The sequence below is a fragment of the Mycobacterium sp. EPa45 genome (assembly GCF_001021385.1).
In the GTDB taxonomy this organism is placed as follows: Bacteria; Actinomycetota; Actinomycetes; order Mycobacteriales; family Mycobacteriaceae; genus Mycobacterium.
In genome coordinates this window covers 3,351,271-3,369,481 of sequence record NZ_CP011773.1, presented here as the reverse complement: position 1 = coordinate 3,369,481, position 18,211 = coordinate 3,351,271, and the positions used below count along the sequence as shown (strand labels likewise).

Below are 18,211 nucleotides of genomic sequence, written 5' to 3'. Positions count from 1 at the left end.
AACGCGGTCGAATGCGAGTTTGTTCCCGTAGCCGGTCCCGGCTAAACACCGTTGTTTCGGGTTGTCTTTGCACTGGCTACTGCGTGGCTGTGGCCTGCGGATTCGCACGCCGACAAGGATGGAAAAACGCGGCGTTCAGGTTCGCCAGAGTGATTCCTGGACGACGCTGGCGATCAGGGTACCGTCATCGCGCTGCAGAGAGCCTCGTGCCAGCCCCCGCGCGTCGCTGTGGCTCACCGCGACCGCATCGTAGAGATGCCACCGGTGGGGGTCGCTCGGGCGATGAAGCCACAGCGCGTGGTCGAGGCTGGCGGCCCCGCCCGGGCCGGGGAATTCGGGTCCCGGCGGCCGCGCCGAGGAGACCATGCCCAGGTCAGAAATCAACGTGAGGGTGCACGCTCGCAGCAGTGGATCGTCTTCGACCGGTTCGCGGGTACGAAACCAGAACGGCTGTGTAGGCCAGTCGATGCGGCTCTGCTGGCCGGGCGCGATCCGAATGTCGAAGTGGTCGGCCCACTCGATCGGCAGCTTTGTGAGAATCGTCGCGTCCGTCAGCGGTAGTCGTGGTTCCTGCGGCCGCTGCCAGTCGGTGGTTGTCTCGGGCTGGTGGAACGACGCCAACATCTCGAAGATCGCGGCGCCGTCCTGCGTCGCGGTGACCCGCCGGGTGTTGAACGAGCGTCCATCACGGGTGATCTCGACGGTGAACTCTACGTCGACACCGATCCGGCCGCCCTTGATGAAGTAGGCGTGCAGCGACTGCGGCAGCCGGCCCGGGTCGACGGTGGAGCCTGCGGCGGCCAGCGCCTGCGCTGCGACGAGTCCGCCGAACAGTCGCGGGCCCGCACCGTATGACGCCGATGCACGGAATGTGTGCCCGCTGCGGTCGAGTTGGACCAGCTCGGCGACCCAGCTCGGCATGCTCTCCCCGCGTTGTCGTGGCCGAAATCGCACTCACGATAGCGTGCATAGACTGCGGTCATGGATCGCGGCCACGTCGACGCACCTGATGGCCTGCTACGGATCGAAGACTGTCTGGACGCCGACGGCAACGTGGTGTTGCCGCCGGGCGTGACGTTGATCTCGTTGATCGACCGCAATATCGCCAATGTCGGCAGCTCCGTTGCCTATCGCTACCTCGACTACAGCCGCTCGACCGATCCGGCGGTCTTCGAACTCACGTGGGCGCAGCTCGGCCGGCGTCTTCGGGCGATCGGGACTCACATCCAACGCATCGCCGTCCGCGGTGACCGGGTCGCGATACTGGCGCCGCAGGGATTGGATTACATCACCGGGTTCTTCGCCGCGATCAAGGCAGGCACTGTCGCGGTCCCGCTGTTCGCTCCCGAATTGCCCGGCCACGCCGAGCGTCTCGACACCGCGCTGGCTGACTCGCTGCCCGTTCTGGTCCTCACCACCGCTGCCGCCGCCGACGGCGTGCGCGAGTTCTTGTCGAAGCTGCTAGAGGCTCGGCAGCCGCAGGTCCTCATCATCGACGAGATTCCGGATTCCGCGGCCGACGACTTCGTCCCGATCACGATCGACGTCGACGATGTCTCGCATCTGCAGTACACATCTGGCTCGACCCGGCCGCCGGCCGGGGTGGAGATCACTCACCGGGCCGTCGGTACCAACCTGATCCAGATGATCTTGTCGATCGATCTGCTCAACCGAAACACCCATGGCGTCAGCTGGTTACCGCTCTACCACGATATGGGCTTGTCGATGATCGGCTTTCCGACGGTCTACGGCGGACACTCCACCCTGCTGTCGCCGACCGCCTTCATCCGTCGGCCGCAGCGCTGGATCCGTGCGCTGTCCAATGCGTCTCGGGAAGGCCATGTCGTCACTGCCGCACCGAATTTCGCCTACGAGTGGACCGCTGCGCGTGGCCTGCCCGACGTCGGTGACGACATCGACCTGAGCAACGTGGTGATGATCATCGGCTCCGAGCCGGTCAGCGCCGATGTGATCACCACATTCTCCGAGGCATTCGCCCCGCACGGCCTGCCACCGACCGCGTTCAAACCGTCGTACGGGATCGCCGAGGCCACGCTGTTCGTCGCGACCATCGCACCGACGGCGGCGCCCACAGTCATTCGGCTGGACCGTGAGAGGTTGGCCGAGGGGGTGGTCAGCGAGGCCTCCGCGGACGACGCCGACGCCGTCGTCCAGGTGTCGTGCGGCCAGGTGGCCCGGACCCTCTGGGCGGTGATGGTCGACCCGGATACCGGCCACGAGTTGCCCGATGGCCGGGTCGGCGAGATCTGGTTGCACGGCAACAACATCGGACGCGGCTACTGGGGCCGGCCGGAGGAGAGCAGCCACATCTTCGACGCCAGACTGACCCGTCGGATGCCCGAGGGCAGCCACGCCGACGGCGTTGCCGATGACGTGGCTTGGCTGCGCACCGGCGACCTCGGCTTCTACCGTGGCGGTGAGCTATACGTGACCGGCCGCCTCGCCGACATCGTCACACTCGATGGACGGACGTTGTATCCGCAGGACATCGAGAAGACGGTCGCGGATGTGTCGCCCATCGTCCGGCGCGGATACGTGGCGGTGTTCTGCGTGCCGGCCAACGAAATACCCGGTGCACCGACACAAGACACGGCGGATCGCCTGGTGGTGATCGCCGAGCGCGCAGCGGGTACCAGCCGGAGCGACCCGGCGGCCGCGATCGCGGCCATCCGGTCGGCGATTTCCGAACGCCACGGCGTCGCCGCGGCCGACGTACGGCTGCTGCCCGCGGGCTCCATCCCGCGCACCACCAGCGGCAAACTGGCCCGCCGGGCTTGCCGCACCGAGTACCTCGGTGGCGCGTTGGGGATGCGTTAAGCACATGTGGCCGTTGACTTTCCGGGTCGTGACAGTCGCCACCGTAATCGCCGCGTCGGTCGTTCCGTCGATTGCCTCCGCGGGCGGGCCGGCCACCTTGACGGTCTGCACCACCGGCGATTACCGGCCACTGACGTACCGCGACCCGATGACAGGGCAGTACAGCGGGGTCGACATCGACATGGCCACCGACCTGGCCGCGCATCTCGGCCGCGAGCCGGTGTTCGTCGCCACCACCTGGTCGACTCTCGTCGCGGATCTCACGTCGGCCGACAAATGCGATATCGCAATGGGCGGCATCACCGATACGCCCGAGCGGCGCCACGTCGCCGACGTAACCAGGCCCTACCTGGCCAGTGGCAAGACGCCGCTGGTGACGGCGCGCAATGCCGGCCGGCTCGCGACGATCGAGCAGATCAATCAGCCTGGCGTGCGCGTGATCGAGAACGGCGGCGGCACCAACGAGCAGTTCGCCCGTAAGAACCTCCCCGAGGCGCAGCTCACGATCTGGCCGGACAACACCACCATCTTCGACCAACTCGCGGCCGGTAGCGCCGACGTCATGGTCACCGACGCCATCGAAGCCGTCTATCAGTCGTCGCTGCACCCGGAGTTGGTGGCCCAGCACCCAGAGCAGCCGTTCACCGCGGAGGCCAAGGCGTACCTGCTTCCGAAGGGCAGCCCGATCGCCGGTCAGACCGACGCCTGGCTGACCGGCGTGCTGCGCGACGGCACCTACGCCCGGATCTACGAGCACTGGCTGCACACGCCGGCATCCGACCCACCGCGCTAGCCGGGTCAGCGACCCTTCCACTGCGGCTTGCGCTTTTCCCGCCAAGCCGACAGACCTTCGCCGACGTCCTCGGTGGCGCCGGCGACCTTGCGCATCACCTCGCCGAAGCGCACCGACTCGATCCAACCCATGTCCGCGGTTCGCCAGGCCACCTCCTTGGTGGCCCGCTGCGCCAGCGGCGCAGCCTCGGTCAGGGTCCTCGCCCATGCCCGAGCCTCCGCCTGTAGGTCCTCGGGCTCGACGAGCTTCCACACCAGCCCGATTTCCTTGGCGCGTTCGGCGCTGATCGGCTTTCCGGTCAGCAGAAGCTCCATGGCGTTGGCCCAGCCGACCCGCTGCGGCAACCGGATGGCGCCCACGATCGTCGGCACGCCCAGCGCCACCTCGGGGAAGCTGAAGGTCGCCTCGGTAGAGGCGATCACGAAGTCGCAGAACAAAACTCCGGTGACTCCGTAGCCGACGCACGGGCCGTGCACGGCGGCGATCGTGGGCTTGAACAATTCCATGCCGGACTCGAACGAGTTGATCGTCGGCTTTTCCCAGAAGGTCCCGCCGAACGTGCCCACCGAACCTTCGCCGTCCTTGAGGTCCCCGCCCGCGCAGAAGACGTCGCCGTTGGCGGTCAGAATCCCGACCCAGGCCTCTTCCTCGTCGCGAAATCGATCCCACGCCGCGTTGATGTCCCGGCGCAGCGGACCGTTGATGGCATTGCGTGCCTCCGGCCGGTTGAGGGTGATGGTTGCGACGTGCTCTTCCAGCTCATAGGTGACGAGGCTCATTGCTGCACTCTAGTTTCGCGCAGGGTTGGGCGATATGCGTGACGCCAAGGGAGTTTGCTGCTTCTGCATGATCATGAATCTTTTCCAGCAAATTGCCCATATTTGGGGTCTTATAATTGTCGCTTGAGGATTGGCAGCAAACTTGTGCATATCGCTATTCGGAAATGTCATTTATTGTTTGCGTGAACATCAAGACGCGTGGCTGACGACGGGGTAATTTTCGCTTACGACAACAGAAACCGTGACGGGCAAGGGCTTTCACCTACCGACGTGATTGCTCGTCAATGGTCGGGGTGGTTGGGGGGTCACGGGTGTCAGTAGACGACTTTCCGTCGTATTCACGACGATCAACAGCGCCCGCGAACTCCGTCGGTGTTTGTCGTACCTATGCCGTCGGCCGCATCGGCGCGCTCGCGGTGGCGTTGGGAATCGGCTCGGCCTTGATGGCCGGCGGTGTCGCCCACGCGGACAGCTCCGATTCGGATTCCGCGCAGTCGGCGGCCGGCCGGTCGGCACAGGCCGGATCGGCGCGCGCGGCGCGACACTCGGCCGCCGGCCCATCGGCGCCGCGGCCCGGATCGCGGCCCTCCACGAAAGCCGAGAGTCCGCAGGCAGCCGCATCCAAACCTGTCACGGCGATCCGCAAGGCCCCGTCAGCCACGGGCGTCGCCCCTGCGGGAGGCGGCACGCTCGACGGACCGGCGAAGTCGACCGCCACCCCTGCCGCAGCCGTCGCCGGCGATGTCGCGGTCACGCAGACCGTTGCGGTGGCCCGCAGTGTCGCCAGCCCCGCGGTGACGGTCGACGCGATCATCAGCGCCACCAGAACCACGCTGGAAACGCTGTTGAACAACATCAAGCCGCCGAGCTTGCCGCCACCTCAGCTGTTGCTGTCATTGCTGGCGTGGGCACGCAAAGAGTTCGATTCACTTTTCGGTACGTCGACAGGCGTCCGACCGACGGCGGCCGCCTCAGGAATCGTCGCCAGCGGCACCACCACCGTCGTCATCGAAGGCGAATCGCTGACGGTTAATCCCGCGAGGGCCGGCAGCATCTACTCGGATACGGCGGCCTCCGGACGCAAAGCGCTGCTGCTGTCGGCGAATGCGACTGCCACAAAATCACTTTCGCTGCCGTCGGCGACCGGACTGGTGATCCGTGCTCGAGGAGACCAGTACAACGGCGCTCCGGTGATGACGGTGTCCGTCGACGGGGTTCTGGTCGCCACCACACAGGTGTCCTCGACGTCGTGGACCGACTACTCGATCCCGGTGTCGCTGTCGGCCGGAACCCACACGATCAGCATCGCGTTCACCAATGATCTGCGGCTGTCAGCGTCCAAGGACCGCAACCTGCGCATCGACAAGATCACCGTCGTGGCGGCCACGTCGACCCCGCCCGCAACGCAGACGCCGCCCTATTTCCAGGCCGCCGACTGGTTGTGGAAGCCGATCGCGGCCAATCCCGTCATCGCCGCGAACAGCGCCACGTGGGTCACGTATCTGTCCGCCGCGGACGCCCAACATGTGGCCGACCTCTACGACAGCGGTGTGACCCTGGTCTCCGCTACTCAGATCACGGCTTCGACGCCGCGCTATGACGTCAAATTCACCGAGCCGTGGGGCAGCGACCCGTTCGGCTCGTACACCGTGGCAATTCCCCTCGGGCTGAACCTGCCGTCCGGTTCGGACCGGCAGATCGCGATCCTCGATCCCAACACCGGTAAGGCGTACGGCCTCTGGCAAGCCTCCTACGACGGGACGACAAACACCTGGTCGGCAGCATGGGGCGGCATGACCGACCTGAGCGGCAACGGTATCGACACTTCCGGCTCGGCCACGGCGACGAACATCGCCCGGTACGCCGGTGTCGTCACCGCGGCGGAGTTCAGCGCCGCGGTCGCCGCCCATACCGGGATCAACCACGCGCTGTTCATCTCCAGTGACATCGCGGGCGCTTTGTTCACCGGCCCGGCGACGAAGTCGGACGGCACCAACCTTGCCGGGGTGACGACTCCGATACCGGAGGGCACCCGGATCCAGCTGGATCCGTCCATCAATGTCGACGCCATTCCCGGGATCTCGGATGCCGAGAAGGTGATCGCCAAGACGCTTCAGACCTACGGCGCCTATGTCGGCGACCAGGGTGGTGCGCGCATGGCGTTCGTCTTCGAGGTCACCTCCGACGCGGCGTCGCCGACGAAACCGGGCGCGGTGTGGACTGGCGCCGGCCTGTCGTGGGACTACTACGACATGGCCGCCATCCCGTGGTCCCAGCTGCGCGTCCTGGCGAACTGGGACGGCTCCTGACCGGCTAGCCGCGCGGGCGGGCGTCGATGCGGGACGCGGGATTTGCGACCGCGGTGACCATGCTGGTGCCGAAGGCACCCGCGTCGTCGAAGAGGGTTGCGCTGCCCACCGACACGCCGTTCTCGGCAAAGTTGGTGTCGGCTTGCACACCGATGAACACCCCGCGCGGAAGTCGCGACAGCGCCACCGTCAGATCACCGTTGATGTAGCCGATTCGGCTGGCGCCCAGGTTCGTCACCAGATTGGCGGCAGCCTCGGCGACCACCGCGGCACGGACGAAGGGCGTGGCCGCGAGGCCGGCCACCGCGTCCAAGCCGCCGTAGTACGCGCGCCTGCGGCCGGCGTTGTGGTGCTGCTCGCCCATCGGACTCCAGCCGGTTCCGTCACTGTCGATGTAGAGGGCTTGATCGTCGGCATCACCGAAAGTCGGTGCGTTCGCGCAGTCGGCAGCGCCCGGAGTGTGAGATTGCCGGTACTGCAGCATGGTTGCGCGGGCCACGATCCAGTCGTCCTGGACGACGTCGCATTCGGCGGTGCGCATCCGGTTGCCGTGCCGGATCAGTCGGGTCTGGACACGAGTGGACACGGCACGTGCTGGCTTGAGCAGGTCGAGTGTCAGCCGAGTGGGCAGGTAGCCGACCGTGCCGTACTTTCGCTCCAACGTCGACGCCGCAAGTCCGGCAATCGCCTGACCGCTGAGCAATCCTTCACTCCAGGAGGCCGCTGCCGACGGGGTTGGTCGGAAGATGCCGTTGCCGTGCTGAACGAAATACGCTGGGCGGATACCTAATGCACTCGAAGTTGCCGCCGTGCGCTTTGACAAAACCAAGCCGCTGTTCACCGTTGCCATCCTTTGAGTAAGGGGAGCCGCCGCTTGCTTGACGGCTCACCAGGCAACTATGACGGCGCGTCACCTCGCGAACCATCCACCGATCGGCTGGGATACCGGATGAACCGGGTGTCGGCCGATCGGGGGACACAACCCCTTGCGTCAGGCTTCCAGTCTGGCGCGGACCGCGGAAAGTCGTTGCTGCAGTTCACTTTCAGTGATTATGCCGCGGGCCAGCAGTGAATGCGCAAGTGACACCAGCTGGCTTTCCGGATACGGAAGGTCGGAGTACATGGTGGCGGAGAGGTCGTCTTCTTCGTCGCGCCGTTCCTTGAATGTCGGGACATCGGAGTCGCAGGCGGCATGGTCGAGTGCGTCACACAGTCCGTCGAGGCTGGTTTTCCACGGCGGCACCGGGTTCTCCACACCGTATTTGGCCGCCATGACCGGCCAGACCTGATTGCGCTCGACGATCTGGCGCAGCGGGTCGGGTGTCATTCGCCGACCGGATGCACGGCGGGGCGCGTCTCGGTGATGACGTTCGTGGTCACCCCGGGCTTCGGCAACGCGACACCGATCAGGCAATCGCGGGTGATGATCTCGGTGAGCTGATCCTCGCTCCAGCCGTCGGTGCCCTCGGGGCGCATCGGCATCACCATGAACCGGTGCTTCTGGTTGGAGTCCTGCACCCGCACCTCGACGTCGTCGCCCAGGTACAAGCCGAACTCGGAGAGCACCTGGCGCGGCCAGCGGACCAGCCGCCGCCGGTAGTTGGGTGTGCGATACCACTCGGGGGAGTTGCCCAGAATGGGGCGGGGATAACACGAGCACAGGGCACACACGATGACGTGGTGGACGGTCGGGGTGTCCTCGAGGATCTGGAATGCCGTGAAATCGCTGGGGGTGCCGAAGCCCGTCGGCTCCAGCCAATCGACGCCCACCTCCTTGCTGGCGGTCATCGGCTCGGCGAGGGCGAGTGCCTTGAACTCAGGGTCAAGCCAGGCGCGGGCCACCAGGCGGGCGGCCGGCGTGGGACCGATCTGTTCGGCGAACTCGGTGAAGCGGCGGTGTTCCTCCGCGGTGAAAATGCCCTTCTCGATGCACAATTCGCGCAGCGCGATCTCCAGCACCTCGAAGTCGGTGATCTCATCGACCATCGGCTTGACGGTGCGGTCATGGTCATGATCGTGGCCGTGATCTGTCATGTCGTCCGTTCTCGCTAAGCGGGCTGCAGCCAGTGCTCGGGAATCTCGGTGCGCAGGCTGTCGGCCTCCGGGCCGTTGAAGTCGTTCCACAACTCAGACATGCTGAATTTGACGACGTAGAACCATTCGGGCTTGGCGTCGGGGATGTCCCAGGTCTCGTCTTCTGCCGCCGGGCTCTCATAGGCCACCGCGTCGATGACGCCCTTCGCGCCGCGCACGTACTCGGGTGTGCGGGTGTAGAACAACACCGGCAGTTCGCGAACGACGACGGGGTCACCGACCTTGAACCGCGGCTCTCCGGCACGGCCGGCGTACACCTGCGGATCGCCCTTGCCCTGGGCGTGCACGATGTGGCTGTTCCGCTTGACCTGCGAGCCGTCGCCTTCGAACTTGGGCTCGGCCCTCAGCGACTTACCTTCTAGTCCACCGGCATAGCGTTGTTTGACCTCGGCCATCCGTTCGGTGAGTTCAGTCAGGCCGATGTGGTGCTTTTCGATGAGCACTCGCGCGACGGACAGCAGCCAGCGGCCGTAGTACGGGAACCCGAGGTACACCGCGCGCTGCACATCGACATTGCCGATGCGCCGCCGTTCCTCCGAGAGCCAGATGCCGCGCCACGCGAGGACCTCGCAGATGACGTAGGTCATGTGCTCCCAGTACTCGTAGTCCTTGTTCTCGTACTTCATCGGGGCATCGGGCTCGCCGCCGACGTCGTGTACCGGTTTCATGTAGGCGACGAACCTGGCATGGTCGAGCAGATCCGGGGTCGGAGCATCGGGCAACTCCGGGTAGGCGGACTTCAGCCGCGCCACCAGAGCGAGCTGGTCGGCGCGTTCGGCTGCAGTGCTCATTGAAGGCCCCTTGATGTGGCAGTGCACGACTTCAACGGGTCACAACGTAACACCGGTTACACCCACCGGCAGCCGAAACGTCCGATGTTCACCGACGAAAGTGCTTGGGCTCAGGCATATCCCAGCGCTGCATTTTCGGCGCGGATCCGCACCTTGAGCACCAGGGCGTTGGCGATGCTGAACACGATGGCAGTCACCCAGGCAGAGTGGACCAGCGGCAGCGCGGCCACTTCAGCGGCCACGGCGGTGTAGTTGGGGTGGTGTATCCAGCGATAGGGGCCACGCTCGACCAAGGGCGCACCCTTGATGACGATCAGCCGCGGATTCCAGCGTTTCCCCAGCGTGGACGCGCACCACCAGCGCAGGGCGGTGCTGGCGGCTACGACAGCCACCATCGGCCACCCGAGCCAGGGCAGGAACTGCCGGTGCAGGGTCGCCACTTCGACGATGCAGGACACCAGCAGCAAGGTGTGCATGCCGACCATCACCGGATAGTGCCCGCGGCCGAACTCCTGGCCGCCCTGGGCGAAGGACCATCGGGCGTTGCGCCGCGACACCACCAGCTCGACAAGACGTTCGGCGCCGATCGCGAGGATGAACCCGTAATAGAACATTGGGGTGTAGATCATCGGGACTCCTTCACCAACTCAGAAGCAATAATTCGAAGCTGAAACCGGGCCCCATTGCCAGCATCACTCCCAGCGAGCCGGCCGCCGGCGCTTCCGCGAGAGTCCGGTTGAAGACGTCGAGCACCGACGCCGACGACATGTTTCCGTTGTCGCGCATCGATTCCCAGCTGTGCCGCAACGCTTCGGCCGGCATGCCGACCGCGTTGGTGATCGATTCGAGCACCTTGGGTCCGCCCGGGTGACACACCCAGGTCGTGATGTCGGCGGTCGTCAGCCCGTGGGCGGCGAGGAACCGGTCGACTTCCGCGCCGAGGTGGTCATCGGCCATCTTGGGCACGTCGCGCGACATCACCAGCTGGAATCCGCTGGAGCTCACATTCCAGCCCATTACTCCCACGGTGTCGGGCAACAGCGCGCTGTGGGTTGCCAGGATCTGCGGACCCGACTTCAGGGGAAGCCCGGCCGGGACCCGATCGGCGCCCGTGCCGACCACCGCCGCCGCGCCGTCGCCGAACAGGCACACGCCGATCAACGCAGGAATCGAGGTGTCGTCACGCTGCAATGTCAGGGAACACAGTTCCACCGACAGAAGCACGGCGACGTGACCGGGAAAGCCGCGCAGGTAGTCGTGCAGCCGCGCCATCCCGGCTGCGCCGGCCACACAGCCGAGCCCGAACAGCGGGATGCGTTTGACGTCGCGTCGCAACCCCACCGCAGACGCGATCCGGGCGTCGATGGTCGGCACCGCCACGCCTGTGCTGGACACGGTCAGGATGGCGTCGACCTCGTCGGGGCGCAGGTGCGCCTCGTCGAGGGCGCGGCGCACCGCCTGTTCACCGAGTTCGACGGCAACCTCGAGGTATGCCTCATTGGCTTCGGTGAAACCGGTCAGCTTCGGGTAGCGCTCCACCGGCAGCGCGAGGTTGCGGTATTCGACGCCGCTGGTTCGGGCGAAGCGGGCGAAACCGGGTTCGGCGAACTCGGTGAGCGCCCTGGCCACCTCGTCCTGGTCGTAGCGATTCGTCGTCAACGCGACGGCGGTGCCTGCGACGCGGGGATCACCGTGCCGGGGCGTGCCAAGTGGGTTCAACGAGTGGGAGAAAGCGATATCTGTCATGCGCGATGCAACGCTGCGGATGCGCTAAAGCCATTCCCGTATGGCGCGGCCGTGAAATATTGCACACGAAGCTGAAATATCCACCTTCCATCTGTATAAGTCTCGATCGGCCCGGCATTCGTGAAAAGCCAAGAAGCACAACATAAATGAAGCCTGAGAATTCCCAGAAATGTGGGCTATTCTGACAACTAATTGCGCATCGGCTGGGGGACTGCTGATAACCCGAGATATCGTTGAACTCTGCCTCCCAGAATTTCGTGGACGATTGATCATGAAAAGAATTGCGGCAGTTGGTCAGCCGTCTTGTGCGGGGTCGCCGAGGCTGAACCGAACAGGAGGGGGAGTGCTATCGGCCGAAACCGGCGTCGCGCAGGGCTTGTGCCATCGAGCCGGAAGACCGATCGTTGTTGCCCCGCCTGCCGCCGTTGCCGCCACGACTGGGCTGGCGGCCCTCGCCGCGGCCAGCGGGCGCGCTACGGCTGCCAGAGCCCTTGGCTTGCTTGGCTTTCGGCTCATCACTCAGGCGCAGCGTCAGGCCGATGCGCTGGCGATCGACATCGACGTCGAGGACCTTCACCCGCACCACCTGACCGGATCGCACCACCTCGTGTGGATCGGACACGAACCGGTCCGACATCGCCGAGACGTGAACCAGACCGTCCTGATGCACGCCGACATCCACGAACGCGCCGAACGCCGCGACGTTGGTGACGACACCTTCCAGCACCATGCCGACCTTCAGGTCGGCCACCTTCTCTACCCCGGCGGCGAAGGTCGCGGTGGAAAACGCCGGACGCGGATCGCGGCCCGGCTTCTCCAGCTCGGCGAGGATGTCGGTCACCGTCGGCACACCGAATCGGTCGTCGGCGAAGTCAGCGGGCCGCAGCGAGCGCAGCGATCGTTCATTGCCGATCAGTTCGGCCAACGTGATGCCCGAGCGGTCCAGGATCCGCCGGACGACCGGGTAGGCCTCCGGGTGCACACCCGACGCATCGAGGGCGTCGTCACCACCGCGAATCCGCAGGAAGCCCGCGCATTGTTCAAAAGCCTTGGGGCCCAGCCGCGGGACGTCGAGCAGTGCACGACGGCTGCGGAACGGTCCGGTCTTCTCCCGGTGGGCGACAATCGCCTCGGCCAGCGATTCCGACACTCCCGACACCCGCGACAGCAGCGGGACCGATGCCGTATTCAGGTCGACTCCGACGGCGTTGACCGCGTCCTCGACCACCGCGTCGAGGCTTCGGGCGAGTGTGCCCGGAGTGACGTCGTGCTGGTATTGGCCGACTCCGATGGACTTCGGCTCGATTTTGACCAGTTCGGCCAGCGGATCCTGCAGCCGCCGCGCGATAGACACCGCCCCACGCACGGTCACATCCAGGCTCGGCAGCTCTCGTGCGGCGTAGGCCGATGCCGAGTACACCGATGCGCCGGCCTCGCTGACCATCGCCTTGGCCGGAGCCGTCGCACCGGCGCCGCGGATGTCGGCGATGAGCTCGGTGGCCAGCGCATCGGTCTCCCGCGATGCGGTGCCGTTGCCGATCGCGATCAACTCGACACCGTGGCGGGCTACGAGTGCGGCCAATGTTGCTTTCGCCGAGTCCCATTGACGCTGCGGTTGATGCGGGTAGATCGCACAGGTTTCGAGCACCTTGCCGGTGTCATCGACCACGGCGACTTTGACGCCGGTGCGGAAACCCGGATCGAGTCCGAGCGTGGTGCGGGTGCCGGCCGGCGCCGCCAGCAGCAGATCCTTGAGGTTCTTGGCGAACACGTTGACCGCGTCCTCCTCGGCGCGCTGACGCAGCCGCATCCGGGCATCAACCGCGCCGGAGATCATCAGCCGCGTGCGCCAAGCCAATCGGACGGTGGTGGCCAGCCATGGGGTGGCCGGGGCCTTCGCGCCCAGGTCGACCCCGAGGGCCTGGGCGACCATCACCTCGTACGCATCGTCGCTGCCGCCGTCGAACCGCAAGGCCAGCGCTTGCTCCTTCTCGCCGCGCATCACGGCCAGCACCCGGTGCGACGGCATGTCTTCCAGTCGCTCGCTGAACTCGAAATAATCCCGAAACTTCTGCGCCGCAGGGCTTTTAGCCGCTTCGTCGGAGAAGGGAGCCGTCCGCAGCGCGCCTTCGGCCCAGAACTTGGTCCGGATCGCGCCGACAAGTTCGGCGTCCTCGGCTGCCCGTTCGACGAGTATGTGCCGCGCACCGTCGAGCGCTGCGGCGGCGTCGCTGACATCGACATTGAGGAATTCCGATGCCGCGTCGTTCGGGTCGACGGCCGGGTCGGCGAGCAGCCGGTCGGCGAGTGGCTCGAGGCCCGCTTCCCTGGCGATCTGGGCCTTGGTGCGCCGCTTGGGTTTGTACGGCAGGTAGATGTCCTCGACCCGGGACTTGGTGTCAGCGGTGAGCAGTGCCGTTCTCAGCTCGTCGGTCAGCTTGCCCTGCTCCTCGATGGACGCCAGCACCGCGGTGCGCCGCTCATCGAGCTCGCGCAGATAGCGCAACCGCTCTTCGAGGTCGCGCAGTTGACCGTCGTCCAGGCTGCCGGTGACTTCCTTGCGGTAGCGGGCGATGAACGGGACGGTCGCGCCCTCGTCGAGCAGGCGGACCGCAGCGGCCACCTGGGTCTCGGCAACGGCGAGTTCTGCAGCAAGACGGGCATTTACAGATTTGACGGTTGGGCTCGAAGTCACGCGGAGACCCTACCGAACCTCGCCGACAATCCGACGAACCCGGCCATGGTGTTGCACGAGTTCGAGTGCACGGTCCGCGCAAGGAATAGCCGCGCAGATCGAGGGGTTTGGCGCTATATGCCCAGAGAACTGACAGAGTCCGAGCGCCAGGAGTTCCTGGCCGCCAAGCATGTGGCGGTCATATCCGTCGCCGCCACCGACGGCCGGCCCCCGGCCAGCGTCCCGATCTGGTACGACTACACCCCCGGCGGCAACATCCGCATCACCACCGGCGCGTCGCGGCGAAAGGCCAGGCTCATCAAGCAGAACGGTGTGCTGACGCTGGTCGTGCAGAACGAAGAGCCGCCATATCAATATGTATCGGTGGAGGGGTCGGTTGTGGAGGTCACCGAGCCCACGCCCGCGGAGGTGGCGGAGGGCATCGCTGTGCGCTATCTCGGCGAACAGGCGGGGCGCCAGTTCGCTTCGAGCCTTGAGGGTGAGCAGACCGTGCTCTTCACCATCCGTCCGGACCGCTGGTTCTCGGTCGACTACTCGGAATGAGTTGGGATCGGTAGGCGATCGCCGGTTCTTTACTTCTCGCATCGACGCCACGAGGCGACGGACAACGAGAGGAAGAACCCATGAAAATCCTGCCGGCTCCCATTGCACAGCAGATCGACCGCGTCGATCGCCAGTACAGCCTGTACATCGGCATCAGCACCGGCCTGCTCGCATTCTGGTCGATCTACCGAGTCCTCTGGTCGATCTACCTGGCAGTGACTTACAACTTCATCTTCGGCTCGCTGGTGTTCCCGATCGTGCTGTGGGCAGTGATCGGTGTTGCCGCCGCGGTCGTGTCGCTCGGCTTCTTCACCCGCTATCGCTCCGGATCGGCCACCGGTGCCACCGAGAGCAACCCCGAGATCAACAAGGCCTGACCCGTCCCCTGGTGCCCGGCGGAACGCGCGGGCACCAGGGGGAACGCTGAAACGGCGGGCGGCGCACCGGCGATAAGAGGGGAGCACACGGGGTTCGCCCCCGGTACACCCATCACCGATATGTGCGACGATGCCCCCGAGGCCTTGGGGCTACAGAGAGGACCGCCGGATTCATGACTGAAGGGCACCGCGGCGCGCCAGTCGCGCGCGCAATCCTGCTCGCCGGCTTCGCCATCGGCGCCATGGTCACCGGGGCCACCCCCGCGGCGGCCGACCCGATGACGCCGACGCCCATTCCGGTGCCCTCGGATCCTGCCGCGGTCCCCCCGGGTCAGCCGGTCTCGGTGCCCGTCGATCCCGCGGCGGCGCCCGCACCCCCGCCGCCTGGGGCACCGCCCTCGGTTCCCCAGATCGCGAACCCGACCTATGGCTCGCAGAATGGCGGCGGCGTGCTCGGCAGTCTCAAAGATCTCTGGCACCAGGCTCGGGACCCCTATTACGGCCCCCAGGACGAGGCCTATGCAGGCGGCTCGGTCGCGCCGCCACCGGGGGCGGGCGCGCCGCCGCCGCTGCCACCCGGATACAAGTCGTATACCGCACCCGGCTCAGAGGCGCCCCCGAGTGAGTTCGGCCCGGGTAAACCGCCACCGCCCGGGACGCCCGCCCTGCCACCCGGTTACTACTCGTTGAACGGCCCCCCGCCGCCCGGGTATGAGTACAACGGGTCTGGCCAGCCGGCCCCGATCACTGCCACACCTGCACCGACACCGTAGCTCCGCGACTCGTGAAGTTCGGGGTAGGGGATTACCCGCGCCATCTGCTGGTTATATTTGCTAAGTATCTCGCTGACGTCTGGACGCTGGAGTCGTGCTCATGACCTTGATCAAAACCGCGCTGACTGCTGTTGGCGCACTCGCGGTTGGACTCGCGATCGGTATCGCACCGGCGAGTGCAGACCCGCCGCCGCCGGACCAGAACGTCGGCGAGCCGGTTCCGGCCTGGGCGCCGGGTAAGCCCGCCGAGGTGTGGGCCGGCCATCCCGTGGTGTGGACCCACATGTGGGGCGGCCGCTGGGGGGTCTGGATCAACGACCAATTCATCACCCTGTCGTCCAACCCGGTGACCAACGGCGGCTGAGCGGTTCCTGGCCGGGAGTCTCACGCGTCACTTTCGCCGTCGAATGTCGGCCTGGGGTGGATACTGCGATGTGGACCGCTATATAGTTAGTCCGCTTAAGGTTTTAGGGATTGGGGCAGGAGAACGATGGCTGGTTTGAAGAGTCGCGCAAAGCTGGCGAGTCTTGCGCTGAGTGCGATGGCCGCTGCAGGAGTCATCGCGGCCGGCCCCGCCGCCGCCGATGCCAGCGACGACTATCCGATCCCGCACCGGATCATCATCACCCAGTGCGACGTCGAGCAGTACATGGCCGCGGCGCGCGACACCAGCCCGGTTTACTTCGAGCGGTACATGATCGACCGCAGCAACCGGCCCGCCGACGTGCAGCAGATCGCGTTCGATCGCATCCACTGGTTCTTCTCGCTCGATCCCGTCGCGCGCCGGCAGTACTCCGAGGACACCGCGACCAACGTCTACTACGAATTCGTCGCGACCCGCTGGGGCAACTGGGCCAAATTGTTCTTCAACAACAAGGGCGTCGTCGCCAAGGCCACCGACGTCTGCATGAACTACCCGCGCGGCGACATGTCCATCTGGGACTGGCCGGTCGCACGGTAGCTTCCGGCTACATCGCGCGCAGCGGTAACACTGCCGTCAATTCCACCTATATACCGGCATCACGTTGATACCGGATCAGTGGTGGGACGATGGAACAAACTCAATTCCCGCGGAGGACTCCGCGTCTCGCATCTGCCGTTGCGGTGGCTGCGGCCTGCGCTTCCATCGGCTTGACGCCGCCGGCCGCCGCCGAACCCGCACGCGTGCCATGTGGGGTACTCGACCAGGTCCGCGAGAGCCTCGACAACGACATCAACGCCGGCATCGGCGGAGTGCGGATCGTCATCAGCTCGCCGTATGCCAGCGGCGCCGCGCAGCAACGTGACACCAATGTGAAGCTCGCCATGATCAGCCACGGCGTTCACTACCTGGAAGACGTGAACGGTCCGGGCATCGTCCCCGGGCTGGCACCGGCGCTCGTCGACCTGCGCCGGGCGAGCGACGACATGCGAGACGCCGTGGGGGCGCTCTTCGTGGTCTCACCGAGCTATGGGTATGGCTTGGGCTACGGCAATTACGGCAACTACGGCCCGACGGTGTCCAACGCCTGGCCGCAGCCGTCGACGTGGACGGCGATCGACTACGCCGACCAGAAGAAGGACGACATCTACGCGCTGGTGAACGGTTTCCAGGGCAACTGCCTGCCCTAGCCGGCTACGAGGCGCTGAGGATCTTGATCGCGAAGACCAGCGTGTCGCCCGGCAGAATGCCCGCCCTCGGTTGTCCCTGCGGATAGCCGTCGGCGGAGACCATCGCGACGGCGACCGTGGATCCGACTTTCTGACCCGCGATTGCCTTCTGGAATCCGGGAACCACACCGTCGAGCGAGAACTCTGCCGGCTCACCGCGCTGGTAGCTGCTGTCGAAGACACTGCCGTCGCGGCCGTTGACCCCTTCGTAGCAGACCGAGACCGTGGCCGTCGGCGCGACGACCGGTCCGGTACCTGCCTGAAGCGTGTGCACCTCGGTCGCGTTCACGCTGAACGGTGGGGTGACCTTGACGACCGGGGCCACCGTATCCGTGGATCCGATGACGGCGACGCTGCCGGTCGCCCCGGGCAACGTCCACTCCGGGGTGCCCGCGGTGGCCGGCGGTGCCGTCGGGCAGCTGGCGTCCGGGCCCGCAGCTTGAGTGACCGACGAGGCGACTGCGGGGATGGTCGAGGACGTGCTTGCCGACGGCGCAGCAGTGTCGGAACCGCAACCCGCAAGTGTCACGGCAAATGCGGCGGTGCAGGCCCCGAGGGCAACAGCGGAGGGCAGACGGGAGAAGTTCACGCTCGTCACGCTACAGCGATGTGGTCGGCCAAAAGTCTTGGCCGGCACCGAACTCATTCTCAGCAAAGCCTCAGACGGCACAGGCAAACTATCTGCAGGCGCCGATGGCGCGATGAAGTCGTGTGACGAGAAAGAGAAGCCCAACGCAATGGACTACAGGTCAGGAAACGCACCGCAGGAAAGCCACCCCCGGTGGCAGTCGAAAGATTCTGTGGAACATTCTAATTCAGAGCA

20 protein-coding genes are annotated in these 18,211 nt (G+C 65.9%); 9 read left to right on the top strand and 11 right to left on the bottom strand.

Annotated elements, in window-relative coordinates; translation table 11 throughout:
* Positions 1-135: 135 nt before the first annotated feature.
* Positions 136-921: an acyl-CoA thioesterase II gene (locus AB431_RS16100; protein ID WP_047330777.1), complete on the bottom strand. Its 786-nt coding sequence runs from the start codon at positions 919-921 to the stop codon at positions 136-138.
* 60 nt (positions 922-981) lie between these two features.
* Here AB431_RS16100 and AB431_RS16095 point away from each other — a divergent pair, with 60 nt between their 5' ends.
* Complete coding sequence (locus AB431_RS16095; protein WP_047330776.1) at positions 982-2,838, top strand: fatty acyl-AMP ligase; 1,857 nt, start codon at positions 982-984, stop codon at positions 2,836-2,838.
* 28 nt (positions 2,839-2,866) lie between these two features.
* Positions 2,867-3,631 carry a transporter substrate-binding domain-containing protein gene (locus AB431_RS16090; RefSeq protein ID WP_158423543.1) on the top strand — a complete coding sequence of 255 codons (765 nt, stop codon included), beginning with the start codon at positions 2,867-2,869 and terminating at the stop codon, positions 3,629-3,631.
* 5 nt (positions 3,632-3,636) lie between these two features.
* Here the strand turns inward: AB431_RS16090 and AB431_RS16085 are convergent, their stop codons facing one another.
* Positions 3,637-4,410, bottom strand: a complete 774-nt coding sequence (locus AB431_RS16085; protein WP_047330774.1) for an enoyl-CoA hydratase/isomerase family protein — start codon at positions 4,408-4,410, stop codon at positions 3,637-3,639.
* Between the two features lie 385 nt (positions 4,411-4,795).
* The gene (locus tag AB431_RS30825) at positions 4,796-5,224 is read right to left on the bottom strand and encodes a hypothetical protein (RefSeq protein ID WP_158423542.1); all 429 of its coding nucleotides are present in this window, start codon (positions 5,222-5,224) and stop codon (positions 4,796-4,798) included.
* On the opposite strand from AB431_RS30825, the gene AB431_RS16080 reads away from it, so the two are divergent.
* Positions 5,205-6,719: a carbohydrate-binding domain-containing protein gene (locus tag AB431_RS16080; RefSeq protein ID WP_052960294.1), complete on the top strand. Its 1,515-nt coding sequence runs from the start codon at positions 5,205-5,207 to the stop codon at positions 6,717-6,719. The genes AB431_RS30825 and AB431_RS16080 overlap by 20 nt on opposite strands.
* Positions 6,720-6,723: 4 nt before the next feature.
* Here the strand turns inward: AB431_RS16080 and AB431_RS16075 are convergent, their stop codons facing one another.
* The 7 genes from AB431_RS16075 to AB431_RS16045 form a co-directional block, all read right to left on the bottom strand.
* Positions 6,724-7,569 (bottom strand): acyl-CoA thioesterase domain-containing protein, encoded by an 846-nt coding sequence (locus tag AB431_RS16075; protein WP_082135698.1) that lies wholly within the window; start codon positions 7,567-7,569, stop codon positions 6,724-6,726.
* 141 nt (positions 7,570-7,710) lie between these two features.
* Positions 7,711-8,046 (bottom strand): hypothetical protein, encoded by a 336-nt coding sequence (locus AB431_RS16070; protein ID WP_047330772.1) that lies wholly within the window; start codon positions 8,044-8,046, stop codon positions 7,711-7,713.
* Positions 8,043-8,753 (bottom strand): thiocyanate hydrolase subunit gamma, encoded by a 711-nt coding sequence (gene scnC, locus AB431_RS16065; RefSeq protein WP_047330771.1) that lies wholly within the window; start codon positions 8,751-8,753, stop codon positions 8,043-8,045. The genes AB431_RS16070 and scnC overlap by 4 nt, the downstream gene beginning before the upstream one ends.
* A gap of 14 nt (positions 8,754-8,767) precedes the next feature.
* A complete protein-coding gene (locus AB431_RS16060; RefSeq protein WP_047330770.1) occupies positions 8,768-9,604 on the bottom strand; it encodes an SH3-like domain-containing protein in 837 nt (278 codons plus the stop codon).
* Positions 9,605-9,714: 110 nt separating this feature from the next.
* Positions 9,715-10,218: an isoprenylcysteine carboxyl methyltransferase family protein gene (locus tag AB431_RS16055; RefSeq protein WP_047333478.1), complete on the bottom strand. Its 504-nt coding sequence runs from the start codon at positions 10,216-10,218 to the stop codon at positions 9,715-9,717.
* 25 nt (positions 10,219-10,243) lie between these two features.
* On the bottom strand, positions 10,244-11,350 hold the full coding sequence (locus tag AB431_RS16050) for a type III polyketide synthase (protein ID WP_082135697.1): 1,107 nt from the start codon (positions 11,348-11,350) through the stop codon (positions 10,244-10,246).
* Positions 11,351-11,696: 346 nt separating this feature from the next.
* The gene (locus tag AB431_RS16045) at positions 11,697-14,045 is read right to left on the bottom strand and encodes a Tex family protein (protein ID WP_047330769.1); all 2,349 of its coding nucleotides are present in this window, start codon (positions 14,043-14,045) and stop codon (positions 11,697-11,699) included.
* Positions 14,046-14,162: 117 nt separating this feature from the next.
* Between AB431_RS16045 and AB431_RS16040 the strand changes: the two genes are divergently transcribed.
* From AB431_RS16040 to AB431_RS16015, 6 genes are all read left to right on the top strand, one after another.
* Entirely contained in the window at positions 14,163-14,588 is a 426-nt protein-coding gene (locus tag AB431_RS16040; RefSeq protein ID WP_047330768.1) for a pyridoxamine 5'-phosphate oxidase family protein, read from the top strand.
* 80 nt (positions 14,589-14,668) lie between these two features.
* Complete coding sequence (locus AB431_RS16035; protein ID WP_047330767.1) at positions 14,669-14,965, top strand: hypothetical protein; 297 nt, start codon at positions 14,669-14,671, stop codon at positions 14,963-14,965.
* 173 nt (positions 14,966-15,138) lie between these two features.
* Entirely contained in the window at positions 15,139-15,738 is a 600-nt protein-coding gene (locus AB431_RS16030) for a hypothetical protein (protein WP_052960293.1), read from the top strand.
* 100 nt (positions 15,739-15,838) lie between these two features.
* Positions 15,839-16,102: a hypothetical protein gene (locus AB431_RS16025; protein ID WP_047333475.1), complete on the top strand. Its 264-nt coding sequence runs from the start codon at positions 15,839-15,841 to the stop codon at positions 16,100-16,102.
* A 126-nt stretch (positions 16,103-16,228) separates the two neighbouring features.
* Positions 16,229-16,699: a DUF5078 domain-containing protein gene (locus AB431_RS16020; protein WP_047330766.1), complete on the top strand. Its 471-nt coding sequence runs from the start codon at positions 16,229-16,231 to the stop codon at positions 16,697-16,699.
* Between the two features lie 89 nt (positions 16,700-16,788).
* Entirely contained in the window at positions 16,789-17,349 is a 561-nt protein-coding gene (locus AB431_RS16015) for a hypothetical protein (protein WP_144418275.1), read from the top strand.
* A 4-nt stretch (positions 17,350-17,353) separates the two neighbouring features.
* Here the strand turns inward: AB431_RS16015 and AB431_RS16010 are convergent, their stop codons facing one another.
* The gene (locus tag AB431_RS16010; protein WP_200902647.1) at positions 17,354-17,977 is read right to left on the bottom strand and encodes an FKBP-type peptidyl-prolyl cis-trans isomerase; all 624 of its coding nucleotides are present in this window, start codon (positions 17,975-17,977) and stop codon (positions 17,354-17,356) included.
* Positions 17,978-18,211: the final 234 nt, after the last annotated feature.